Annotated in this window: 14 protein-coding genes and 1 pseudogene; 11 read left to right on the top strand and 4 right to left on the bottom strand. The window is 74.0% G+C overall.

Annotated elements, in window-relative coordinates; translation table 11 throughout:
* Nucleotides 1-642: 642 nt before the first annotated feature.
* Both OOK38_RS01790 and OOK38_RS01785 read left to right on the top strand, forming a co-directional pair.
* On the top strand, nt 643-885 hold the full coding sequence (locus tag OOK38_RS01790; RefSeq protein WP_266763847.1) for a DUF6158 family protein: 243 nt from the start codon (nt 643-645) through the stop codon (nt 883-885).
* Nucleotides 882-1475, top strand: coding sequence for a TIGR03086 family metal-binding protein (locus tag OOK38_RS01785; RefSeq protein ID WP_266763848.1), 594 nt, complete (start codon nt 882-884; stop codon nt 1473-1475). Before OOK38_RS01790 ends, OOK38_RS01785 begins: the two co-directional genes overlap by 4 nt.
* A gap of 227 nt (nt 1476-1702) precedes the next feature.
* Here OOK38_RS01785 and OOK38_RS01780 read toward each other — a convergent pair.
* Nucleotides 1703-2092: pseudogene (locus OOK38_RS01780) on the bottom strand (DUF2795 domain-containing protein).
* A gap of 330 nt (nt 2093-2422) precedes the next feature.
* On the opposite strand from OOK38_RS01780, the gene OOK38_RS01775 reads away from it, so the two are divergent.
* On the top strand, nt 2423-3217 hold the full coding sequence (locus OOK38_RS01775) for an RNA polymerase sigma factor SigF (protein ID WP_266763849.1): 795 nt from the start codon (nt 2423-2425) through the stop codon (nt 3215-3217).
* 48 nt (nt 3218-3265) lie between these two features.
* On the opposite strand, the gene OOK38_RS01770 is transcribed toward OOK38_RS01775, so the two are convergent.
* A complete protein-coding gene (locus OOK38_RS01770) occupies nt 3266-4429 on the bottom strand; it encodes a PAS domain-containing protein (protein WP_266763850.1) in 1164 nt (387 codons plus the stop codon).
* 159 nt (nt 4430-4588) lie between these two features.
* Here OOK38_RS01770 and OOK38_RS01765 point away from each other — a divergent pair, with 159 nt between their 5' ends.
* The 4 genes from OOK38_RS01765 (at nt 4589) to OOK38_RS01750 (ending at nt 9349) form a co-directional block, all read left to right on the top strand.
* Nucleotides 4589-5305 (top strand): ANTAR domain-containing response regulator, encoded by a 717-nt coding sequence (locus OOK38_RS01765; protein ID WP_266763851.1) that lies wholly within the window; start codon nt 4589-4591, stop codon nt 5303-5305.
* Between the two features lie 382 nt (nt 5306-5687).
* Entirely contained in the window at nt 5688-6731 is a 1044-nt protein-coding gene (locus OOK38_RS01760) for a hypothetical protein (RefSeq protein WP_266763852.1), read from the top strand.
* A 300-nt stretch (nt 6732-7031) separates the two neighbouring features.
* Nucleotides 7032-8279, top strand: a complete 1248-nt coding sequence (locus OOK38_RS01755; RefSeq protein ID WP_266763853.1) for an aminotransferase class I/II-fold pyridoxal phosphate-dependent enzyme — start codon at nt 7032-7034, stop codon at nt 8277-8279.
* On the top strand, nt 8276-9349 hold the full coding sequence (locus tag OOK38_RS01750; RefSeq protein WP_266763854.1) for an MBL fold metallo-hydrolase: 1074 nt from the start codon (nt 8276-8278) through the stop codon (nt 9347-9349). Before OOK38_RS01755 ends, OOK38_RS01750 begins: the two co-directional genes overlap by 4 nt.
* Before the next feature lie 186 nt (nt 9350-9535).
* Here the strand turns inward: OOK38_RS01750 and OOK38_RS01745 are convergent, their stop codons facing one another.
* A complete protein-coding gene (locus OOK38_RS01745) occupies nt 9536-10159 on the bottom strand; it encodes a DedA family protein (RefSeq protein WP_266765928.1) in 624 nt (207 codons plus the stop codon).
* Between the two features lie 65 nt (nt 10160-10224).
* Entirely contained in the window at nt 10225-10998 is a 774-nt protein-coding gene (locus OOK38_RS01740) for an MBL fold metallo-hydrolase (RefSeq protein WP_266763855.1), read from the bottom strand.
* Nucleotides 10999-11082: 84 nt separating this feature from the next.
* Here OOK38_RS01740 and OOK38_RS01735 point away from each other — a divergent pair, with 84 nt between their 5' ends.
* From OOK38_RS01735 to OOK38_RS01720, 4 genes are all read left to right on the top strand, one after another.
* Nucleotides 11083-11562: a hypothetical protein gene (locus OOK38_RS01735; RefSeq protein WP_266763856.1), complete on the top strand. Its 480-nt coding sequence runs from the start codon at nt 11083-11085 to the stop codon at nt 11560-11562.
* Between the two features lie 142 nt (nt 11563-11704).
* Nucleotides 11705-13780 carry an alkaline phosphatase family protein gene (locus tag OOK38_RS01730; RefSeq protein ID WP_266763857.1) on the top strand — a complete coding sequence of 692 codons (2076 nt, stop codon included), beginning with the start codon at nt 11705-11707 and terminating at the stop codon, nt 13778-13780.
* A 347-nt stretch (nt 13781-14127) separates the two neighbouring features.
* On the top strand, nt 14128-15189 hold the full coding sequence (locus tag OOK38_RS01725) for an ATP-binding protein (RefSeq protein WP_266763858.1): 1062 nt from the start codon (nt 14128-14130) through the stop codon (nt 15187-15189).
* Between the two features lie 58 nt (nt 15190-15247).
* Nucleotides 15248-17053 (top strand): hypothetical protein, encoded by a 1806-nt coding sequence (locus OOK38_RS01720; protein WP_266848053.1) that lies wholly within the window; start codon nt 15248-15250, stop codon nt 17051-17053.
* Nucleotides 17054-17145 lie beyond the last annotated feature (92 nt).

The raw sequence follows: 17145 nt of genomic DNA, 5'->3' as shown, positions 1-17145 counted from the left end.
GGCAGTCCGCTCGTCCCGGGCTTCCCCGGCACCCCGGGCTTCCCAGGGCACCTGGGGCCACGGGCCTCGGCCGGGTCGCTGTGCGGTGCCGGAGGCCGGGCGCGTCCTGGTGAGGCCGGACCCGCCCGCTCCGTCGAAGCCGGGCCCGCAAGCCCGGGTCTCCCCGGCACCTCGTGTCACCGGTCTCGGCGGGAGGTCGCTGTGCGGTGCCGGAGGCCGGGCGCGTCCTGGTGAGGCCGGACCCGCCCGTTCCGTCGAAGCCGGGCCCGCAAGCCCGGGCTTCGCCGAGCACCTCGTGTCACCGGTCTCGGCCGGAGGTCGCTGTGCGGTGCCGGAGGCCGGGCGCGTCCTGGTGAGGCCGGACCCGCCCGCTCCGTCGAAGCCGGGCCCGCAAGCCCGGGCTTCGCCGGCATCCCGAGCACCTCCGCCTTCCGCCGGGCACCCCGGGCCTCCCTGGGCACCCCGGGCTTCCCCCGGCACCCCAGGCACCCTGGGCGTCCCGGGGAGGCCTGGCACCCCGGATGTTCGTAGAGTGGTGGGAGTAGGTCTCAATCCATGGCTCTCACGGACGCCGCTCGGGGCAGGGCTTGCCCGGGCGGGTGCCCGGACCGCACCGACGGCCACGACGAGCGGGGTAGCACCATGATCGGAGTCGACCCGGACCGGCTGGACGACCAGCAGCTGATGAAAGAGCTGGAGGCCATCCACCGCACCCGCCACGACACGCTGCTGCACGGTTCGAACGACGCGCTGCACACCCACAACGTGCGCATGGCCCAGCTGGAGGGCGAGTATCTGCGCCGTCACCCGCGTCGGCCCGTCTCGGCGGGCCGTACCCGCGAGGGGGCCCGGGACCGCGGACCCGCGGGGGTGCCGCCGGCATGACCGACCCGTATCCGGCCGAGCCGAATCCGATCCTGAGCCGGCAGGCGGAGGCCCTGGACCTCTTCGGCCGCCGCGTCCACGCCGTCCGCGACGACCAGTGGGACGCCCCCACGCCGTGCACCGCCTGGAGCGTGCGCGACCTGGTCGGCCATCTCGTCTCCGAGCAGGCGTGGGTGCCCGCGCTGGTCCGGGACGGCGGCACCGTCGACTCGGTCGGCGGCGCCTTGGCGGGCGACCTGCTCGGCCCCGACCCGGTCGCCGCCTGGGACACCGTGGCGGACGCCTCCCGCGCCGTGTTCGCGGAGCCGGGCGCGCTCGACCGTACGGTCCATCTCTCGTTCGGCGACATGCAGGCGGCCGACTACTGCGCGCAGCTGGTCACCGACCTCACCGTCCACACCTGGGACCTGTCGCGTGCCATCGGCGCCGACGAACAACTCCCCGGCGACCTGCTGACCTTCGCGGTCCGCGAGGTCACCCCGCACGCGGCGGAGCTGGAGAAGAGCGGGCTCTTCGCGGCCCCGGAGGAGCCGCCGCCCGGCGCCGACGTCCAGACGAAACTGCTCTGCCTGGTCGGACGGCGCCCCTGAGGGCACGCACGCGCCGCGCACTCGGCGCGTCGAGCCCACTCCAGCAGGCCGTCCGCGGACGCGGGGCACGCGGCCGACCGCGCACCTTCCGTGGGCGGGCCGTCCCTACCGTGAGAGGGCCGTCGTCCTCGGTGACGGCCCTCTGCCGGTGACGTCACCGGCGTCTCCGGGTCTCACCGCGCGCGTACGCCTCCGGTGTCCCCGGTGTCCCAGCGTCCCCGGTGTTTCTAGGGATTGGGAGTCCCCGCTCCCACGACCGCCTCCGCCAGTTCGTGCGCCGTGCCGTAGCGCGCCGTGCTCGGCAGCCGCTCCAGGGACGCGGTCAGGCCGTCGGGGGCGTTCTTCTCGCGCAGGACACCGATCAGCTCACGGGGTCCCGCGGGGAACGAGGTACGGCCCAGGAACCGCGCCAGCTCCAGGCGCAGCGTCGCCAGGGAGCTCTAGGCTCCGTTCGGCACCACCGGGCCTCCCGCGATCACCGGATCGTCGTCGGCGGCCGGCTCCGGGTCGTGCCACTCCTCGGTCCGGGTGGGGTGCCCTGACCTGAGGAAATCGCGCAGTTCGTGCTTCATCTCCTCGTCCCGGTGAACGCTCAACCGGTCACTGCCTCGCTGCATGAAATCCCTCCAGAGGTTCGAGGTGGTGATCGCGTACCCGACGGCCCCGGCCCGACACGTCCGCTCGTCGGTCGGGTGGAGCCGGGTCGCGGAGAGACCGGCCCGGGAGGGACCGATCCCTGCCCCGGGAGGAGGGGCGCCCCGGGTTCAGGAAGAATCGGGCGGTGTTTGTCCCGCATGGCGCGGGGCAGACGCAGTTGCAGTGCTTCGGACAGGAGGCACGTCCGTGGGAGCGGCTTTCCGCGCCACGGGTGTACCCGTCCGGCGCTCGGGTGCGCTCCCACGATGACTGTCCATCACCAGGCACCATCAAGGGAGTTGCGACGCACCATGCGAACTCAAGCGAGCGCGACGCACCATCCGCACGACGACGCCCCCGACACCGTGGAGGCATTCCGCAGGCTCGCCAAGCTCCCCCCGGGCCAGCAGCGCGACGCACTCCGTGAGGAGATCGTCGAGTCCTGGCTGCCGATGGCCGAACGGCTCGCGGGGCGGTTCCGCAACCGCGGCGAGAGCCCTGAGGATCTTCGTCAGGTCGCGGCGCTCGGTCTGGTCAAGGCCGTCGACCGCTACGACCCCGAGCTCGGCAACGCCTTCGAGAGCTACGCGGTGCCGACGATCACCGGCGAGATCAAGCGCCACTTCCGTGACCACATGTGGACCCTGCACGTGCCGCGCCGGGTCCAGGACCTGCGCAACCGGGTCCGGTTCGCGAACCAGGACCTGTCGCAGACCATTCCGGGCCGCCGGCCCACCGTCGCCGAGATCGCCGAGCACGCCCGGATGAGCGAGGAGGACGTCCTCGCGGGCCTCGAGGCCCTGGAGAGCTTCACCGCGCTCTCCCTGGACGCCGAACTGCCGGGCAGCGACGACGGATACTCCCTCAGCGACGCTCTCGGTTCGCCCGATCCGGCCCTCGACACCGTCATCGACCGCGAGGCCGTCAAACCCCGGCTTCAGGCACTGCCCGAGCGGGAACGCGCCATTCTCTACATGCGGTTCTTCAGTGACATGACCCAGAGCCGGATCGCCGACGAGCTGGGCATCTCCCAGATGCACGTCTCCCGCCTCATCAGCCGCTGCTGCACCCGGCTGCGCGACCAGATCATGCGCGACGCGGCCTGAGGGGCGGCCGATCGGCCCGACCGGGTGGTCACCCGGACGCCCGCCGGATCAGTCCGACCATGAGAGCCTCAGGGCGATGTGACGGGACATCAGGTCCATCGCCTGCGCCTCGGCCATCGAGAAGGCGAGCCGGCCGCCGCTCCTGAACAGCGTCACCACCCCGCGTACGGAACCGGACGCGCCGGACAGCAGTGGCACACACAGCAAGGACGTCACGTCGGCGCGGACGAGGACCGGGGCGCCCGAGGCGTCGTGTCCGAAGGCGTCCGGGTCGTCCGGACGTACCCGCAGGGCCGGCGACCCGCCGCGTACCGCCTCGGCGACGAGGGGGCACGCGGCGGGATCCTGCGCGGCCACGGCCGCCACCTCCTCGCCGCACCCGGGCGGGCCGAGCACGGCCGTCCGGGACAGCCGCCCGGGTCCGGCCCCGGCGTCGGCCACCACCCAGTCCGCGAACCGCCCGTGCAGCACCCCTGCCGCCCGGTCCAGCACCGCTGAACGGTCCCCGTCCGGACGGCCGAGCAGCGCCGTGGTCATGGCGTCCACCAAGTCCATCAGCTCCGCGTGCCGGGTGGTCGCGGAGAGACTCGGCACCGCCCGCCCCGGTGTACCTGGCCCCGAGTCTCCCGAGTGCCCCGGGGAATCCGACGGGCTTCCCTCGTCCACCGGCTGGAGCACCACCAGTACGGCGGTCCGCGGCTCCCCGCTGGGCCGCAGCGCGGTGAGCGTCGCCCGCACGGGCACCGACGGCTCCTGCTGGAGACGCACGGTGAGCCCGCGGTCGCCCTCGCCGCGCGCCACCGCCGCCGCCTGCGAGCGGAACGCGGCCCGGTCGGCGTGCGCCAGGAACCCGGTCAGCGGCCGGCCGGTGGCGTAACCGGCCCGGAGACCGGTGAACGAGGTCGCCGCGAAGTTCATCCGGCGCACCACGGTCTCGCGGTCCACCAGCACGACCGGCACCGGAACCCGTTGGAAGAGTGCCTTCAGGAGCTGCTGCTCCTGCCGGTCCACGGAGTCGATCCCGGAGGGACCGGCGTCGGACATCCGCTGGAACGCGGGCCACAACTGCTCGGCGACATGGTCGAGTTCGAAGATCGCCGCCTCGAGGACCGTCGGCAGTTCCCGGGCGGGCACGGAACGCGCCGCCTTCAACTCCGAGACGCGGCGCACGAAATCCGCGAGTTCTTCACCGAATTCGTCCGTCAGCGCCATGCGATGAACGTAACCCGGCCGAGGCCCGCCGGGGGTGGCGGGGGTGCGACCCGCAGGACGTGTTCCGGGGCAGGTGGGGTACTCCGGTCCGGTCCGGGCGAGAGCGCTCGTTTTCGGCGCAGATGGGCGGGAAGGCGGGGGAGGGAGGAGGAGTGAGTCATGCCGGAAACCGATCAACTCGGCCATCTGGGAACGGAGTCACCCGAGTCGGCCCTCCCCGGGAGAAGGCTCTCGGAACTCGCCGAACAGGCCACGCGCTGCGTCACCGACTGCTGCGGCGCGAGCAGTCTGGTGTCCCAGGGCGGCACCGAACGGCCCGCCGCGGTGACCCACCCCGACCTCGCCGGACTCGTCTCGGTGCAACTGCGCTCCGGCGACGGGCCGATCCCGGCCGCTCTGGAACGCGGTGAACCCGTCGACTCGGCGGACCTGCTGTCCGAGGAGCGCTGGCCCGGGTACCGGGCCATGGCCCTCGACGCGGGCGTGCGCTCCAGCGTGACCATTCCCTTTCGCCGCGCCGGGCTGACGGTCACGCTCAGCCTCTACAGCTTCCGGCCCGGCGCCCTCGAAGGGGCCTCGCACGGAGCCGCCCGCGTGCTCGGCGACCATGCGGCGACCTGCATGGTCCGCGACCGCTCCTATCGCGCCGCGCTCACCGAACTCGACCAGCTGGGCGCCGCGCTGCGCTCCCGGCCCGTCATCGACCAGGCGTGCGGCATGGTGATGCACGCCCTGGGGTGCGACGCGGACCGGGCCTTCGCGGTCCTGCGCCGGATCTCCCAGGGCACCAACCGCAAGCTGTCCGACGTCGCCGCGGCCGTCGTGGACAAGCGGGGGCACGGACTGGAGAGGGAGTTGGTCCCGCCGGCCGAATGAGAGGAGCGGCCGAATGAGAGGAGCGGGCGAATGAGGGGAGCGGGGCGAGGGAGGGGAGCGGGGCGAGGGAGGGGAAGAGGCGGCGCGCCGCATCCAGCGGAGCGGCGGCGGCAGCTGTCGTACGGGCCCGGCGACGGTAGTCGTCGTACCTGGTGAGCGGTGGGTGTCGTACGGACTCGGCGGCGGGCTTCGTACCGGGGGAGGCGCCGGATGCCGCCCCCGGGAGCGGCCGCCGCCCCGCAGCGATGTCACCCGCTCGGGCCCCTGTTTCCCGCGAATGGTGCCCGGCCGTTCGCGCCCGGCGGCCCGGCGGGCTCTGATGGGCCCGAGGGACGCGACGGCCGTGGCTCTCGGACCGCAGCCCGCCGAAGGAGCCCCGCTGATGCGCCGTACCGCCCGTGTCCTGTACGCCACCGCCCTGGCCGGCGCAGCCCTGGGCGCCGCCGCGTCGGCAGCGTCGGCGGATCCGGCCGCGGAGGTCAGCCCGGGCTCCGTCGAACCCGGCGGCACGCTCACCATCACGGTCACCTGTGACGCGATCGGGGGAACCCTGCCCGACTTCATCGACGCCAGTTCCCAGGGCTTCGAGAACGGCAAGGTCCAACTGCATCGCGTCGAGGGCGCCGACGCGAGCGCCGCGGGCGCCGCCTATCGCGGCACGGCCCGCATCCCGTCGGCCGGGTCGGGCGAAGCTCCCGACACGGCCGGCGACTCCGCCGGGACGGGGTCCGACGCGGGGCGCGGTTCCGATGACATGGGCCCCGGCACGGCGGCTTCCTCCGACGCCAAGAATCCCGGCACCGTGCGCGGGGGAGCGGCGAGCCCGGCCCCCGGAAGCCCGGACACGCTCGCGCCCGACGCCGCCGCACAGGCTCCCCCGGCCGGAGACCCGGCCGTTCCCGATCCGGTGGTCCCCGACCCCGGAGTCCCCGATCCGATGGCCCCCGATGCCGTGGGGTCCGAGACGGTGGGCCCGGACGACGTGGGCCCCGGCGCTGTGGGCCCTGACACGGTGGGCCCCGACGCTGTGGGCCCTGACACGGTGGGTCCCGACGCTGTGGGCCCGGAGACGGTCGGTCCCGGCACGGTGGGCCCGGACAAGCTCACCCCGGATGCCGGGGGCGCGTCGCGATGGGACGTGGAAGGTGTCTGTCCCGCGCCGCCGGGCGGTCACGGGAAACAGTGGACCGCCTCTTACTCCGTGGCCCGGGGCGCCACGGCGACGCACGGCACCGACAGCGGGACCGGCACCGACGCCGGCACGGACGCCGGTACCGGCGAGCGTCCCCCCACCGTCCAGCGCGGTGTGGAAGCCGGTGAGGGCGGCGTCTTCACCGATTCCGTGCCGGCTCTGGTCGCCGGCGGTGTGCTGATCGCCGGGGCCGTGGGCGCGGCCGTCCTCCGGCTCCGCCAGCGGCACGGGTAGAGCGGCGGGGCGACACCGTGACGATCGGGAGTGCGACGGATGACGACGTGACGGGCACGATCCCCGGAGCAATCCCCGGAGCAATCCCCGGAGCAATCCCCGGAGCAATTCCCGGAGCAATTCCCGGAGCGCTCACGAGAGCACTCGTGGGACGGTATGCCTCTGGTCACTGAGAGGTCGACGGCGCGGGAGGGCCAGCCGCGCGAGGTGGGCTGTACAAGGGGACGGAAGTACCCGGAACCGTACGGACAGGCAGGCTCCGGAACAGGGCACGGCAGTACGCACGGTGCGGAGGCAGGTATGCGGCGGACGGCCCCGGAAGGCCACGGACCGGTCCGGTACGGGCCGCCGCTGCCCGACCAGGGCCTGCCCGTCCTGGCGGAACTCCGCTCCGTACTGGCCGCCGCGGCGGACCGCTCCGACGCCGAGATCTTCGGCGGCGGCCCCCCGCTCCTCGACGCAGCCCGCGGCTACTGGACCCGGCGCGGACTGTCCGCCGCGGCCGACCGGGTGGTGGCCGCCCCAGGAGCCCCCGCGCTGCTGCTGGCCCTGACCGGAGCGCTCGGCGGCGACGTCCTCGTGCCCCGACCGTGCGCCGCGTGGTGGGCGCCTCAGGCACGCCTGCTGGGCAGATCCGTGTTCCATGTGGCGACGCCCGCGGAGTGCGGCGGCGTCCCCGATCCGTACGCCCTTCTGGAGACCGTCCGCAGAGTCCGGGCGGAGGGCGGCGACCCGCGTCTGCTCCTGCTGTCCGTGGCCGACGACCCCACCGCCACCGTCGCACCGCCCGAGGTCGTGCACGAGACCGTGGAGGCCGCCGCGGGCGAGGGTCTGCACATCGTCAGCGACGAGACCTGGCGCGACACCCTGCACCGGCCGCACGACACGGTGCTGCTCAGCCCCGCCGAGATGCTCCCCGACGACGTCACCGTGATCACGGACCTCGCGGGCCCCTTCCTGCCGCAGGGCTGGCCGGCCGCCGTCGCCCGCTTCCCCGGCAACGAGTCCGGTGCCCTGCTGCGCTCCCGCGTCCTCGATGTGCTCACCGTGCTCGGCGCGCGCGTCGCCGAACCGGTCGCCGCGGCTGCCGCGTACGCGCTCGGCGAGCCCGCCGGGATCACCGGCCGGCTCACCGCCGCCGTACGCCTGCACGCGCGCGTGGCCGAAGCCGCCCACCGCGCGGTGACCGGCTCCGGTGCCGTCGCGCGGCCCCCGCAGATCGGGAGACACCTGTACGTCGACCTCGGCCCGCTCCGCACCGCCCTCGTCGCGCACGGCGTCGGCGACGCCCAGGACCTGGAGGACTTCCTCTCCGCCCGGCTCGGCATGCCCGCGCCGGGCGGACACCGCTTCGGCGACGACCTCGCCGCGCTCCGCGTCCGCCTCGGCACCGGGCCGCTGCTCGGTTCCACGGACGAGGAGCGGGAGGAATCCCTCGCCTCCCCGGCGCCACTGGAACTGCCGCATGTACACAGCGCGTTGACCCGGTTGGGGTCGGTCTTCGACGATCTCCGCGACGACGCTCAGCGATGGGAGTCTCCTCGATGACGCAGCAGTCCGAGTCGACCACGAGCGCCACGGCACAGGACACCGACGATCCCGTGCCCCCGCTCGCCCCGGCGCCGGGGCACCCCGCCGTCCTTCCTCCTCCTCCCCTCGCCGAGCCCCGCCCGCTCGGCGAGCGGCGTAGCTGGCCCCGGTCCTTCGTGGACCGGCTGACGGCGCCCCTGCCGGGGCTGCGGGCCTTCGCGCGGTTCGCCCGCGAGGGCGCCCTGCGGCCCGGCGCCGAGGGGCTCGCCGACATCCCGTTGCTGCCCTTCGAGCCGGGACCGCTGCCCCGCGTGGACGTCCGCACCGTCGCCGTCTCCTGGGCGGGGCACGCGAGTTGGGTGATCCGGATCGGCGGGCTCACCGTCCTCACCGACCCGGTCTGGTCCCGCAGGATCATCGGCACCCCGGCCCGGATCACCCCGGTCGGCGTGGCCTGGAGCACGCTGCCGCGTGTCGACGCGGTCGTCATCAGCCACAACCACTACGACCATCTGGACGCACCGACCCTGCGCCGACTCCCGCGCGACACACCGGTGTTCGTGCCCGCCGGACTCGGACGCTGGTTCAGGCGGCGCCGGTTCACCCGGGTCACCGAGCTGGACTGGTGGGAGGCGGCCGAACTGGGCGGCGTCCGCTTCGACTTCGTCCCCGCCCACCACTGGTCCAAGCGCAGCCTCACCGACACCTGCCGCACCCTGTGGGGCGGCTGGGTCCTCACGGCGCCCGAGGGGCAGCGCGTGTACTTCGCGGGCGACACCGGATACGGCCACTGGTTCTCCCGCATCGGGCAGCGCCACCCGGGGATCGACCTCGCCCTCCTGCCGATCGGCGCGTACGACCCCCGGTGGTGGCTGAGCGATGTGCACTGCGACCCGGAAGAGGCGGTGCGGGCGACCGTCGACCTGAACGCGCGGCGGATGGCGCCGATGCACTGGGGCACCTTCGTGCTCTCGGCGGAACCGGTCCTCGAGCCCCTGCGGCGGGTGCGGGCCGCCTGGGAGCGGGCGGGACTGGCACGGGAGGACCTGTGGGATCTGGCGGTGGGGGGTTCGCGGGTACTGGAGTGACCATGTCTCCTCGCGGGCGTGGGCATCCCGTCCCCTTGTGGCACGGGCATCCCGTCCCTCGCGGAGCGGGCGCCCCGTCCCTTCGCGGCGTGGGCATCCCGTCCCCTCCGTCCCCTCGCGGAGCGGTCGTCGCGTCCCTGAGGGGAGTCGTCGCGCCCCTGAGCCCGGGGTGAGGCGACCGCGTCCCTACGAGGGTGTCGTCCGGCGGATCCTGCGCCACACACTCGGCGCCGCGCTGATCGCGAGGGTCAGCGCCACCGCCGCCACCACGCCCTCCCACGGCTCACTGAAGAGGGAGCCGCCGAGGATGCCGATGATCTGGTAGGTGGCCGCCCAGGCGAGACACGCCGGAGCATCCCCGCGGGCGAAGGTGCGCAGCGGCATCTTCGCCATCAGACAGGCCAGCATGACCGGGATGCGGCCCGCCGGCACGAGACGGGACAGGACGAGGACGGCGATGCCGTGGTCGGCGAGCTTCTCCTGAGCCCGGGCGAGCCGGTCCTCGGGGGCACGCACCCGGATCGCCTCCAGCCAGCGCGATCCGTTCTTCGAGCCCATGCCGCGCCGGCCGAGCCAGTAGAGCGACATGTCGCCGATGAAAGCCGCCACCGAGGACACCAGGAACACCATCAGCAGCGCGAGGGGCGCCGCCTGGTGGAAGGCAACCACCGCCGCCGAACTCACCAGCGCGCCCGTCGGCACCACCGGTACCAGCGCGCCGATCAGCACCAGCAGGAACAGGGACGGATACCCGATCGCCTGCTGGGTGGACTCCGGCGGCACGGTCGTGGCCGTGGCGGACAGGAACAGCGCCGGGGCGGTGCCCTTGACCGGCAGGAGAGAGGGAGCCACGGCTCCCGCGGCGGGCCAGGCCATCACCGAGCGGCCTCCGGACGCACGCTCTCGCCGTGCTCCAGCAGGTGCACCGTCACCCGGGGCGCACGCTCGGCCGCCAGGCGCACGAACTCCGCACCCGGCGCATGGAATTCATGGGGGCGCACGGCATCCATCCCGATGGGCCAGAACGTGCCGTAGTGCACCGGCACAGCGCTGCGCGGCAGCAACGCGGCCAGCGCCTCTGCGGCACGTCCCGCGTCGAGATGCCCCTCCCCGAGATACGGCCCCCAGCCGCCCACCGGCAGCAGGGCCACGTCGACCGCACCGACTTCCTCGGCCATCGACGCGAACAGCCCCGTGTCCCCGGCGAAGTACGTCCGCGCCTCGCCCTCCACCACGTACCCCACGGCGGGGGAACGGTGCGGTCCGACCGGCAGCCGCCGTCCGTCGTGGCGTGCCGACACCGTGCGGACGACCAGGTCACCGACCTGGGTGCGATCGCCGGGCGCGACCTCGGTGAGCCGCAGGTGGTCCAGCCGCCGCAGCCCGGGAACCGAACGCGCGGCGCCCCGCGGCACGAGCAGCCGGGTGCCCGGAGCCAGCTTCGCCAGCGACGGCAGGTGCAGATGGTCGGCGTGCAGATGGGAGACGAGCGCCACGTCGGCGACCGCCGCCGGGGGAGGGGGCGGCGCCCCGCGCCTGCGCCGCAGATGCGCGAGCCGGCGCGCGAAGAGCGGATCGGTGAGCACGCGTGTCCCGGAGTCCTCCAGCGTGCAGGTGGCGTGCCCCCACCAGGTGATCTCCACCGGCACCTCTTTGCCTCCTTCGCGCGACTCCCCCCGAGCCTACGGGCAGGAGTAGGGTCGGCGGCGAAACCCGGAGGTGAGGGGGACGCCATGGGAGACGCACGCGCTGCCTCCGGCACGCACGCCCTCAAGCGCTCGTACGAGCGGAGCGGCCAGGCGTCGCGCCCCCCGTCGCTCCGCGTCACGGCGATCGCGAGCCTGACCCCCCTGGAGGAACTCGACGAGGACCCCTTCCTCGTCGACTCCCGCAGCCAGCACGCGATGTGTGCCCGCTGGGCCGCCGAGCGCGGCTATGTCGTCACCCGGGAACTCCTCGTACGCGGTCTGCGCCCGGACCACCGCAGCCTGTGGGCGGACGTCGAGGCCGGCCTCGTGGATCTGTTCGTCGCGCCCAGCCGCCGGGTGCTGGAGCGCGCCCTCGCCTCGGTCGAGGAGTTCACCGCCGAGTGCGTGCGCCGCGGCGTGCGCGTCGAGACGGTGGGCAGTGCCGAACCGTCGTACGACGCCCAGATGAAGGCCCGGGTCCACCGCCGGCTGTCGATGCCGACGGCCGGATACGACGGCCGCTGACCTCTCGCCCCGGGGACTCCATGAGGGGCTCCCGGCGGACTTCCATGGGACTTCCGGGGACATCCTGGCCTGTCCGGCCGTTGTGACAGGGTGGGAGCAGGCCGCGCGGACCGGGCGGGCCGGGACGTGAGGTGGGCTGGGCGTGGACGGAGGACGTTGGCGACGGGTCGCCAGCGCGGTGGGCCGGAGCATCACGGTGTGGGCCGTGTCCACCGTCACGATGCTCGTCCTCGCCGGTGCGCTGCCCGATTTCCAGCTGCAGTCGGACACCGGGGACAGCGCGACGCGGATCGCGGTCACCGCGGCGGCCGGCGCGGGCGTCTTCGGCCTCCTGTCGTCGTTGGTGTGGCCCCTGCTCGTCCGGGCGCTGCTGCTGGTCCCCGCTTACGTGCTCGCCCTGCTCGTCTTCTTCCTCAACGGCTCGCTGCTGCTCCTCGCCCTGCGGCTCAACCCCTCCGGACACGGGGAGGCCGCCCCCGAGACCGCCGTGGTCGTGGCCGCCGTGATGTCCGCCGTCGCCTCGGCCACCGGCGGTGCCCTCGCGGTACGGGACGACGACGCGTACCGGCGCCGGCTCTACCGGCTCGCCGACCGGCGCCGCAGGCGCGCCGACGGGCGGCCCGGCCCCTCGACCCCCGGTGCCGTCTTCCTCCAGCTCGACGGCGTCGGGCACGACGTGCTGCGGGAGGCGATCGGCAAGGGGCTGATGCCGACCGCGGCCCGATGGCTGGAGGGAACCCGTCCCACCCACCGCCTCATCGCGTGGCGTACGGACTGGTCCAGCCAGACAGGCGCAAGCCAGCTGGGCATCCTGCACGGCAGCAACCACGACGTCCCGGCCTTCCGGTGGTACGAGAAGGACACCCAGGAGGTCATGGTCTGCAACCGGCCGACCAGCGCCGCCGAACTCCAGCGCCGGGCCGTCCGTCACACCGGTGACGGGGGACTGCTCACCGTCGACGGCGCGAGCCGCGGCAACCTCTTCAGCGGCGGCGCCGACGAGCTCGCCCTCGTGCTGTCCGTGGCCGCGAGGAGGGGGCGGGACAACCGCTCGCGGGCCGGCTACTTCGCGTACTTCTCCGATCCCGCCAACGCCGTCCGTACGGCGATGTCGTTCACCGCCGAGGTCTTCAGGGAGATGGGCCAGTCCACCGCGGCCCGCCTCAAGCAGCGGCGGCCCCGCGTCAAGCGCGGCGGGCTCTACCCGTTCATCCGTGCCTTCGCGACCGTCGTCGAGCGGGACGTCGTGGTCGCCGCGGTGATCGGCGACATGCTCGCCGGGCGCAACGCGGTCTACGCGGACCTGGTGGCGTACGACGAAGTGGCCCACCACTCCGGGCCGCGGAGCCGGGACGCGGAGAAGATCCTGGAGCGGCTCGACCGGTCGCTCGCGCTGATCGAGAAGGTCGCCGAGCACGCCCCGCGGCCGTACCGGATCGTCGTGCTCTCCGACCACGGCCAGAGCCCGGGCGAGACCTTCCTGACCCGCTACGGCCTCAGCCTCGGCAATCTGGTCCGGGCCGGCTGCGGGCTGCCCGTGCCCCGCAAGGCACAGCGGACCCACAGCGGTGCCGAGGCGCGGACCGCCGTACGAGCCGCGCTGCGCAGGCCCGTCGAGGAGCGCGAGGAGCGGCGCCGGCCGTCGGGGCGCCGCTCCGAGCCCATCGTCCTGGCCTCCGGCAACCTCGGTCTCATCTCCTTCCCCGACGTGCCGCACCGGATGAGCCGGGAGGAGATCGACCGCCGCCACCCCGCGCTGCTGTCCACGCTCGCCAACCACCCCGGCGTCGGCTTCCTGCTGGTCCGCAGCGAGGAGCACGGCGGCCTCGTGCTCGGCGCGCACGGCGCCGAGGCGCCGGTGGACCGTCTCGACGACGAACACCCGGGCCCCCTGGCCGACTTCGGCCCCGGCGCCGCCGGCGCCGTGCGGCGGACGCACTCCTTCCCGCACACGGCCGACATCATGGTCAACTCCTGGTACGACCCGGACGAGGGCGAAGTCCTCGCCTTCGAGGAGCAGATCGGTTCGCACGGCGGGCTCGGCGGCGCCCAGGGGCGGCCCTTCCTGCTCTCCCCGGCGGCCCTGTCCTCACCCGTCGGCGAGGACACCGAACTCGTCGGCGCGGAGCGGGTGCACGACGTACTGCGGCGCTGGCTGGGCGAGTGCGACGGTCCTCAGGTACCGCTGGGGACCGTCCCGGACGAGCGCGCCGCCTGAGCCGGACCCGGCTCGATCCGCGAGCCGCTCGGGCACGGTCGCGCGACGACTCGGCGTGCCCGGCGGGGGGATGAGGGAACTCGGCGTGCCCGGCGGGGGCATGAGGTTACTCGGCGTACCCGGCGGGAGTACGAGAGAACTCGGCCTGCCCGGCGGGAGTATGCGGAGCTCGGTGTGCCATCCGGGCGAGCCCCGTGGGTCGTTCGCGCCGAAGACCGCGGCGGTACGGCGGGAGCCGCGTGCGCCGGAAAATGGGCTGCGGTGAACGGACCCGCGAGCCCACACTGTGCGCATCGGACGCCGCGCCCCTGCGCGCCCCCTCTCGAACACGCCCAAGGAGCTCGCCTGTGCAGGCAGCCGCCACCGTCACCCCTGCCCGTATTCCGGAGCTGCTGCTCGGTCTCGCCACCGTGCGGCCGGTCTTCCTCTGGGGCGCTCCCGGCATCGGGAAGTCCTCCCTGGTCAGGGAGTTCGCCGAATCGCTCGGGCTGGAGTGCGTGAGCCTGCTGGGAACGCAGCTGGCGCCGGAGGACCTGATCGGCGTGCCGCAGATCCGCGACGGCCGGTCCGTCTTCTGCCCGCCGGAGGCGATCGCCCGGGACGAGCCGTACTGCCTGTTCCTGGACGAGCTGAACGCGGCGACCCCCGATGTGCAGAAGGCCTTCTACTCGCTGATCCTGGACCGCCGGATCGGCAACTACGAACTGCCGAAGGGCTCCATCGTGATCGGCGCGGGCAACCGTGCCACGGACAACGCGCTGGCCCGCCCGATCGCCTCCGCGCTGGTCAACCGCCTCACGCACGTCCACCTGGAGGCCTCCCCGAAGGACTGGCTCGTCTGGGCGGCCGCGAACGGCATCCATCCCTGGGTGCTGGACCACCTCACCGACCGGCCCGACCACCTGTGGTCCAAGCCGCCGAAGACGGAGGAGCCGTTCTCCACGCCGCGCTCCTGGCACATGCTCTCCGACGCGCTGGGCTCCTTCGGGCCGGCGGTCGACGAGGACACCCTGAAGGTGATCGCCCACGGCACGCTGACGCCCGCGCACGCGGTCGCCTTCTGCGGGTACGTCAAGATCGTGCGCAGCCGGTTCGGCATCGAGGCCATCATCAAGGGCGACGCCCGCTGGCCCTCCCGCATGGAGGACCGCGACCTCCTCTACTACCTCGCGGAGTCCTTCCGCGGCCGGCTCCTCAAGGAGCTGCCCGCGAGCAAGGAACACCTCTCGGCGAACGGCCGCCAGACCGCGTACCGCGCCAAGTCCCTCCTCGTGCAGCTCGCCGAGATCTCCGTCGAGGTCGCCCAGAGCGTCATCGCGTCCGACGCCGACGGCAATCCCGTCCTGCCCGCGTGGTTCCTGGTGGAGGCGGCCCGGGACATGCCGCGCCTGGTGGAGGCGCGCCGGTGACCGTGCTCGTGGGCATGCCCCCGGAGACGGCGGTCGGCCCGGCCACGGGGGCCGCGCGATGAGCCGCGCCCGCAAGGCAGACGCCAAGGCCGGACCCGACCCCGCCGCCGAGGCGTTCGCCGAGGGGATGCGGCTGGTGCGGGCGAACCGGGCGCTGGCCGCGATCGGCTTCAGCGTCTGCCGGCAGGAGAAGTGCGCCGGCGCTCCCCGCGACGGACTGGTGGCGGTCGACTCCGACGGGGTCCTGCACGTCGACCCCACGCGCCGCGCCGAACCGGCGGCCTGGGCGTGGGCCGTGGCGCACGCCGTCATCCACCTGGGCTTCGGCCATGTCCCGGCCGCGGTCGGGGAGCGCGAGCAGCCGGACCCCTTCGACCTCGCCGCGCGCTGCGTGGTGGTGAACCGCTTCCTGCTCGGCTTCCCGGTGGGCCTGACCCCGGAGAATCTCCCGGACGCCTACCCCGACGGCGACGAGGAGCGGCTCGCCGCGAGCTGGCGCCGCGACGGCATCCCGCCCCGGTACGAGCGCTGCGGTACGGCGGGCGGCGCCCCGGACCAGCTGCTGGTGCCCTGGAAGACCTGGAACGGCGGCACGGCGCCCGACTGGCAGGTGGCCTTCGCGCACGCCCTGACCCGCACCATGGCGACTGCGATGGACATGGCGGGCGGCCGGCGCGCGTCCATGCGCGGAGGGCCTACCCTGCTCCAGCCCTGGGAGCGGGCGCTGAGCTGGTTCGTCTCCTCCTATCCGCTGCTCGGCGGCGTCGCGGCCGGCATCACCCTCGTCGCCGACGCCGAACTGGCCCGCGCCCACGGCATCTCCGTCGCCGCCGTCGACACCGGGGCGGCCGAGATCTACATCAACCCGCTGCGCTCCTTCAGCGACGAGGAATGGCGGTTCGTCCTCGCCCACGAGATGCTGCACGCCGCCCTGCGCCACGGCGACCGCTGCGGCGCCCGGGACCCGTACCTCTTCAACATCGCCGCCGACTATGTGATCAACGGCTGGCTGTGCGAGATGCAGATCGGCACCATGCCCGAGGGGCTGCTGTACGACCCGGACCTGAAGGACCTGTCGGCCGAGGAGGTGTACGACCGGATCGCCGGCGATCTGCGCCGGATGCGCCGCCTCGCGACGCTGCGCGGCAAGGGAGCGGGCGACATCCTGGGCGGCCCGCTCGGCTCGCCGCGCGACTACGTCGACCTCGACGAGTTCTACCGCCGCGGCCTGGCCCGGGGCCTCGACCTGCACCAGCAGCAGGAGCGCGGCTTCCTGCCCGGCGGCCTCGTCGAGGAGATCCGCGCGCTCAGCCAGCCGCCGCTGCCCTGGGACGCCCGATTGGCCCGCTGGTTCGACGAGTTCGTACCCCGTCCCGAACCCCTGCGCTCGTACGCGCGTCCGTCGCGCCGGCAGGCGGCCACCCCCGACATCCCGCGCGCGGGGCGCTGGTTCCCGCCCGAGGAGATCGCCCGCTGCACCTTCGGCGTCGTGCTCGACACCTCCGGCTCCATGGACCGCACCCTGCTCGGCAAGGCCCTGGGCGCCATCGCCTCCTACGCCGAGGCCAGGGACGTACCCGCGGCCCGGGTCGTCTTCTGCGACGCCGCGCCGCACGACGCGGGCTATCTGCAGGTCACGGAGATCGCCGGACGCGTACGGGTGCGCGGGCGCGGCGGCACCGTGCTGCAGCCGGGCATCGACCTGCTGCACCGCGCCGACGACTTCCCGCCGGGCGCGCCCGTCCTGGTGATCACGGACGGATACTGCGACGTGCTGCGGGTGCGGCGCGAGCACGCCTATCTGATCCCGCAGGACGCACGGCTCCCGTTCACCGCGCGCGGACCGGTCTTCCGGGTGCGGTGAACCCCGGCGACGGTCCGTCAGCAGGCCCTTTCCCGGGCCTCGTCGGGGAAATCCCGGACATGGCCCGGCAGGTCGCCCCCGGAGGGTTGGGT

Source organism: Streptomyces sp. NBC_00568, from assembly GCF_026341855.1.
Classification (GTDB): domain Bacteria; phylum Actinomycetota; class Actinomycetes; order Streptomycetales; family Streptomycetaceae; genus Streptomyces.
Note: the sequence above shows the minus strand (reverse complement) of the source record. Positions and strands in the feature narration are given on the sequence as shown.

Coding starts and splice junctions, on each gene's coding strand:
- OOK38_RS01790 (WP_266763847.1), top strand. CDS start 643: ATGATCGGAGTCGACCCGGACCGGCTGGACGACCAGCAGCTGATGAAA.
- OOK38_RS01785 (WP_266763848.1), top strand. CDS start 882: ATGACCGACCCGTATCCGGCCGAGCCGAATCCGATCCTGAGCCGGCAG.
- OOK38_RS01775 (WP_266763849.1), top strand. CDS start 2,423: ATGCGAACTCAAGCGAGCGCGACGCACCATCCGCACGACGACGCCCCC.
- OOK38_RS01770 (WP_266763850.1), bottom strand. CDS start 4,429: ATGGCGCTGACGGACGAATTCGGTGAAGAACTCGCGGATTTCGTGCGC.
- OOK38_RS01765 (WP_266763851.1), top strand. CDS start 4,589: ATGCCGGAAACCGATCAACTCGGCCATCTGGGAACGGAGTCACCCGAG.
- OOK38_RS01760 (WP_266763852.1), top strand. CDS start 5,688: ATGCGCCGTACCGCCCGTGTCCTGTACGCCACCGCCCTGGCCGGCGCA.
- OOK38_RS01755 (WP_266763853.1), top strand. CDS start 7,032: ATGCGGCGGACGGCCCCGGAAGGCCACGGACCGGTCCGGTACGGGCCG.
- OOK38_RS01750 (WP_266763854.1), top strand. CDS start 8,276: ATGACGCAGCAGTCCGAGTCGACCACGAGCGCCACGGCACAGGACACC.
- OOK38_RS01735 (WP_266763856.1), top strand. CDS start 11,083: ATGGGAGACGCACGCGCTGCCTCCGGCACGCACGCCCTCAAGCGCTCG.
- OOK38_RS01720 (WP_266848053.1), top strand. CDS start 15,248: ATGAGCCGCGCCCGCAAGGCAGACGCCAAGGCCGGACCCGACCCCGCC.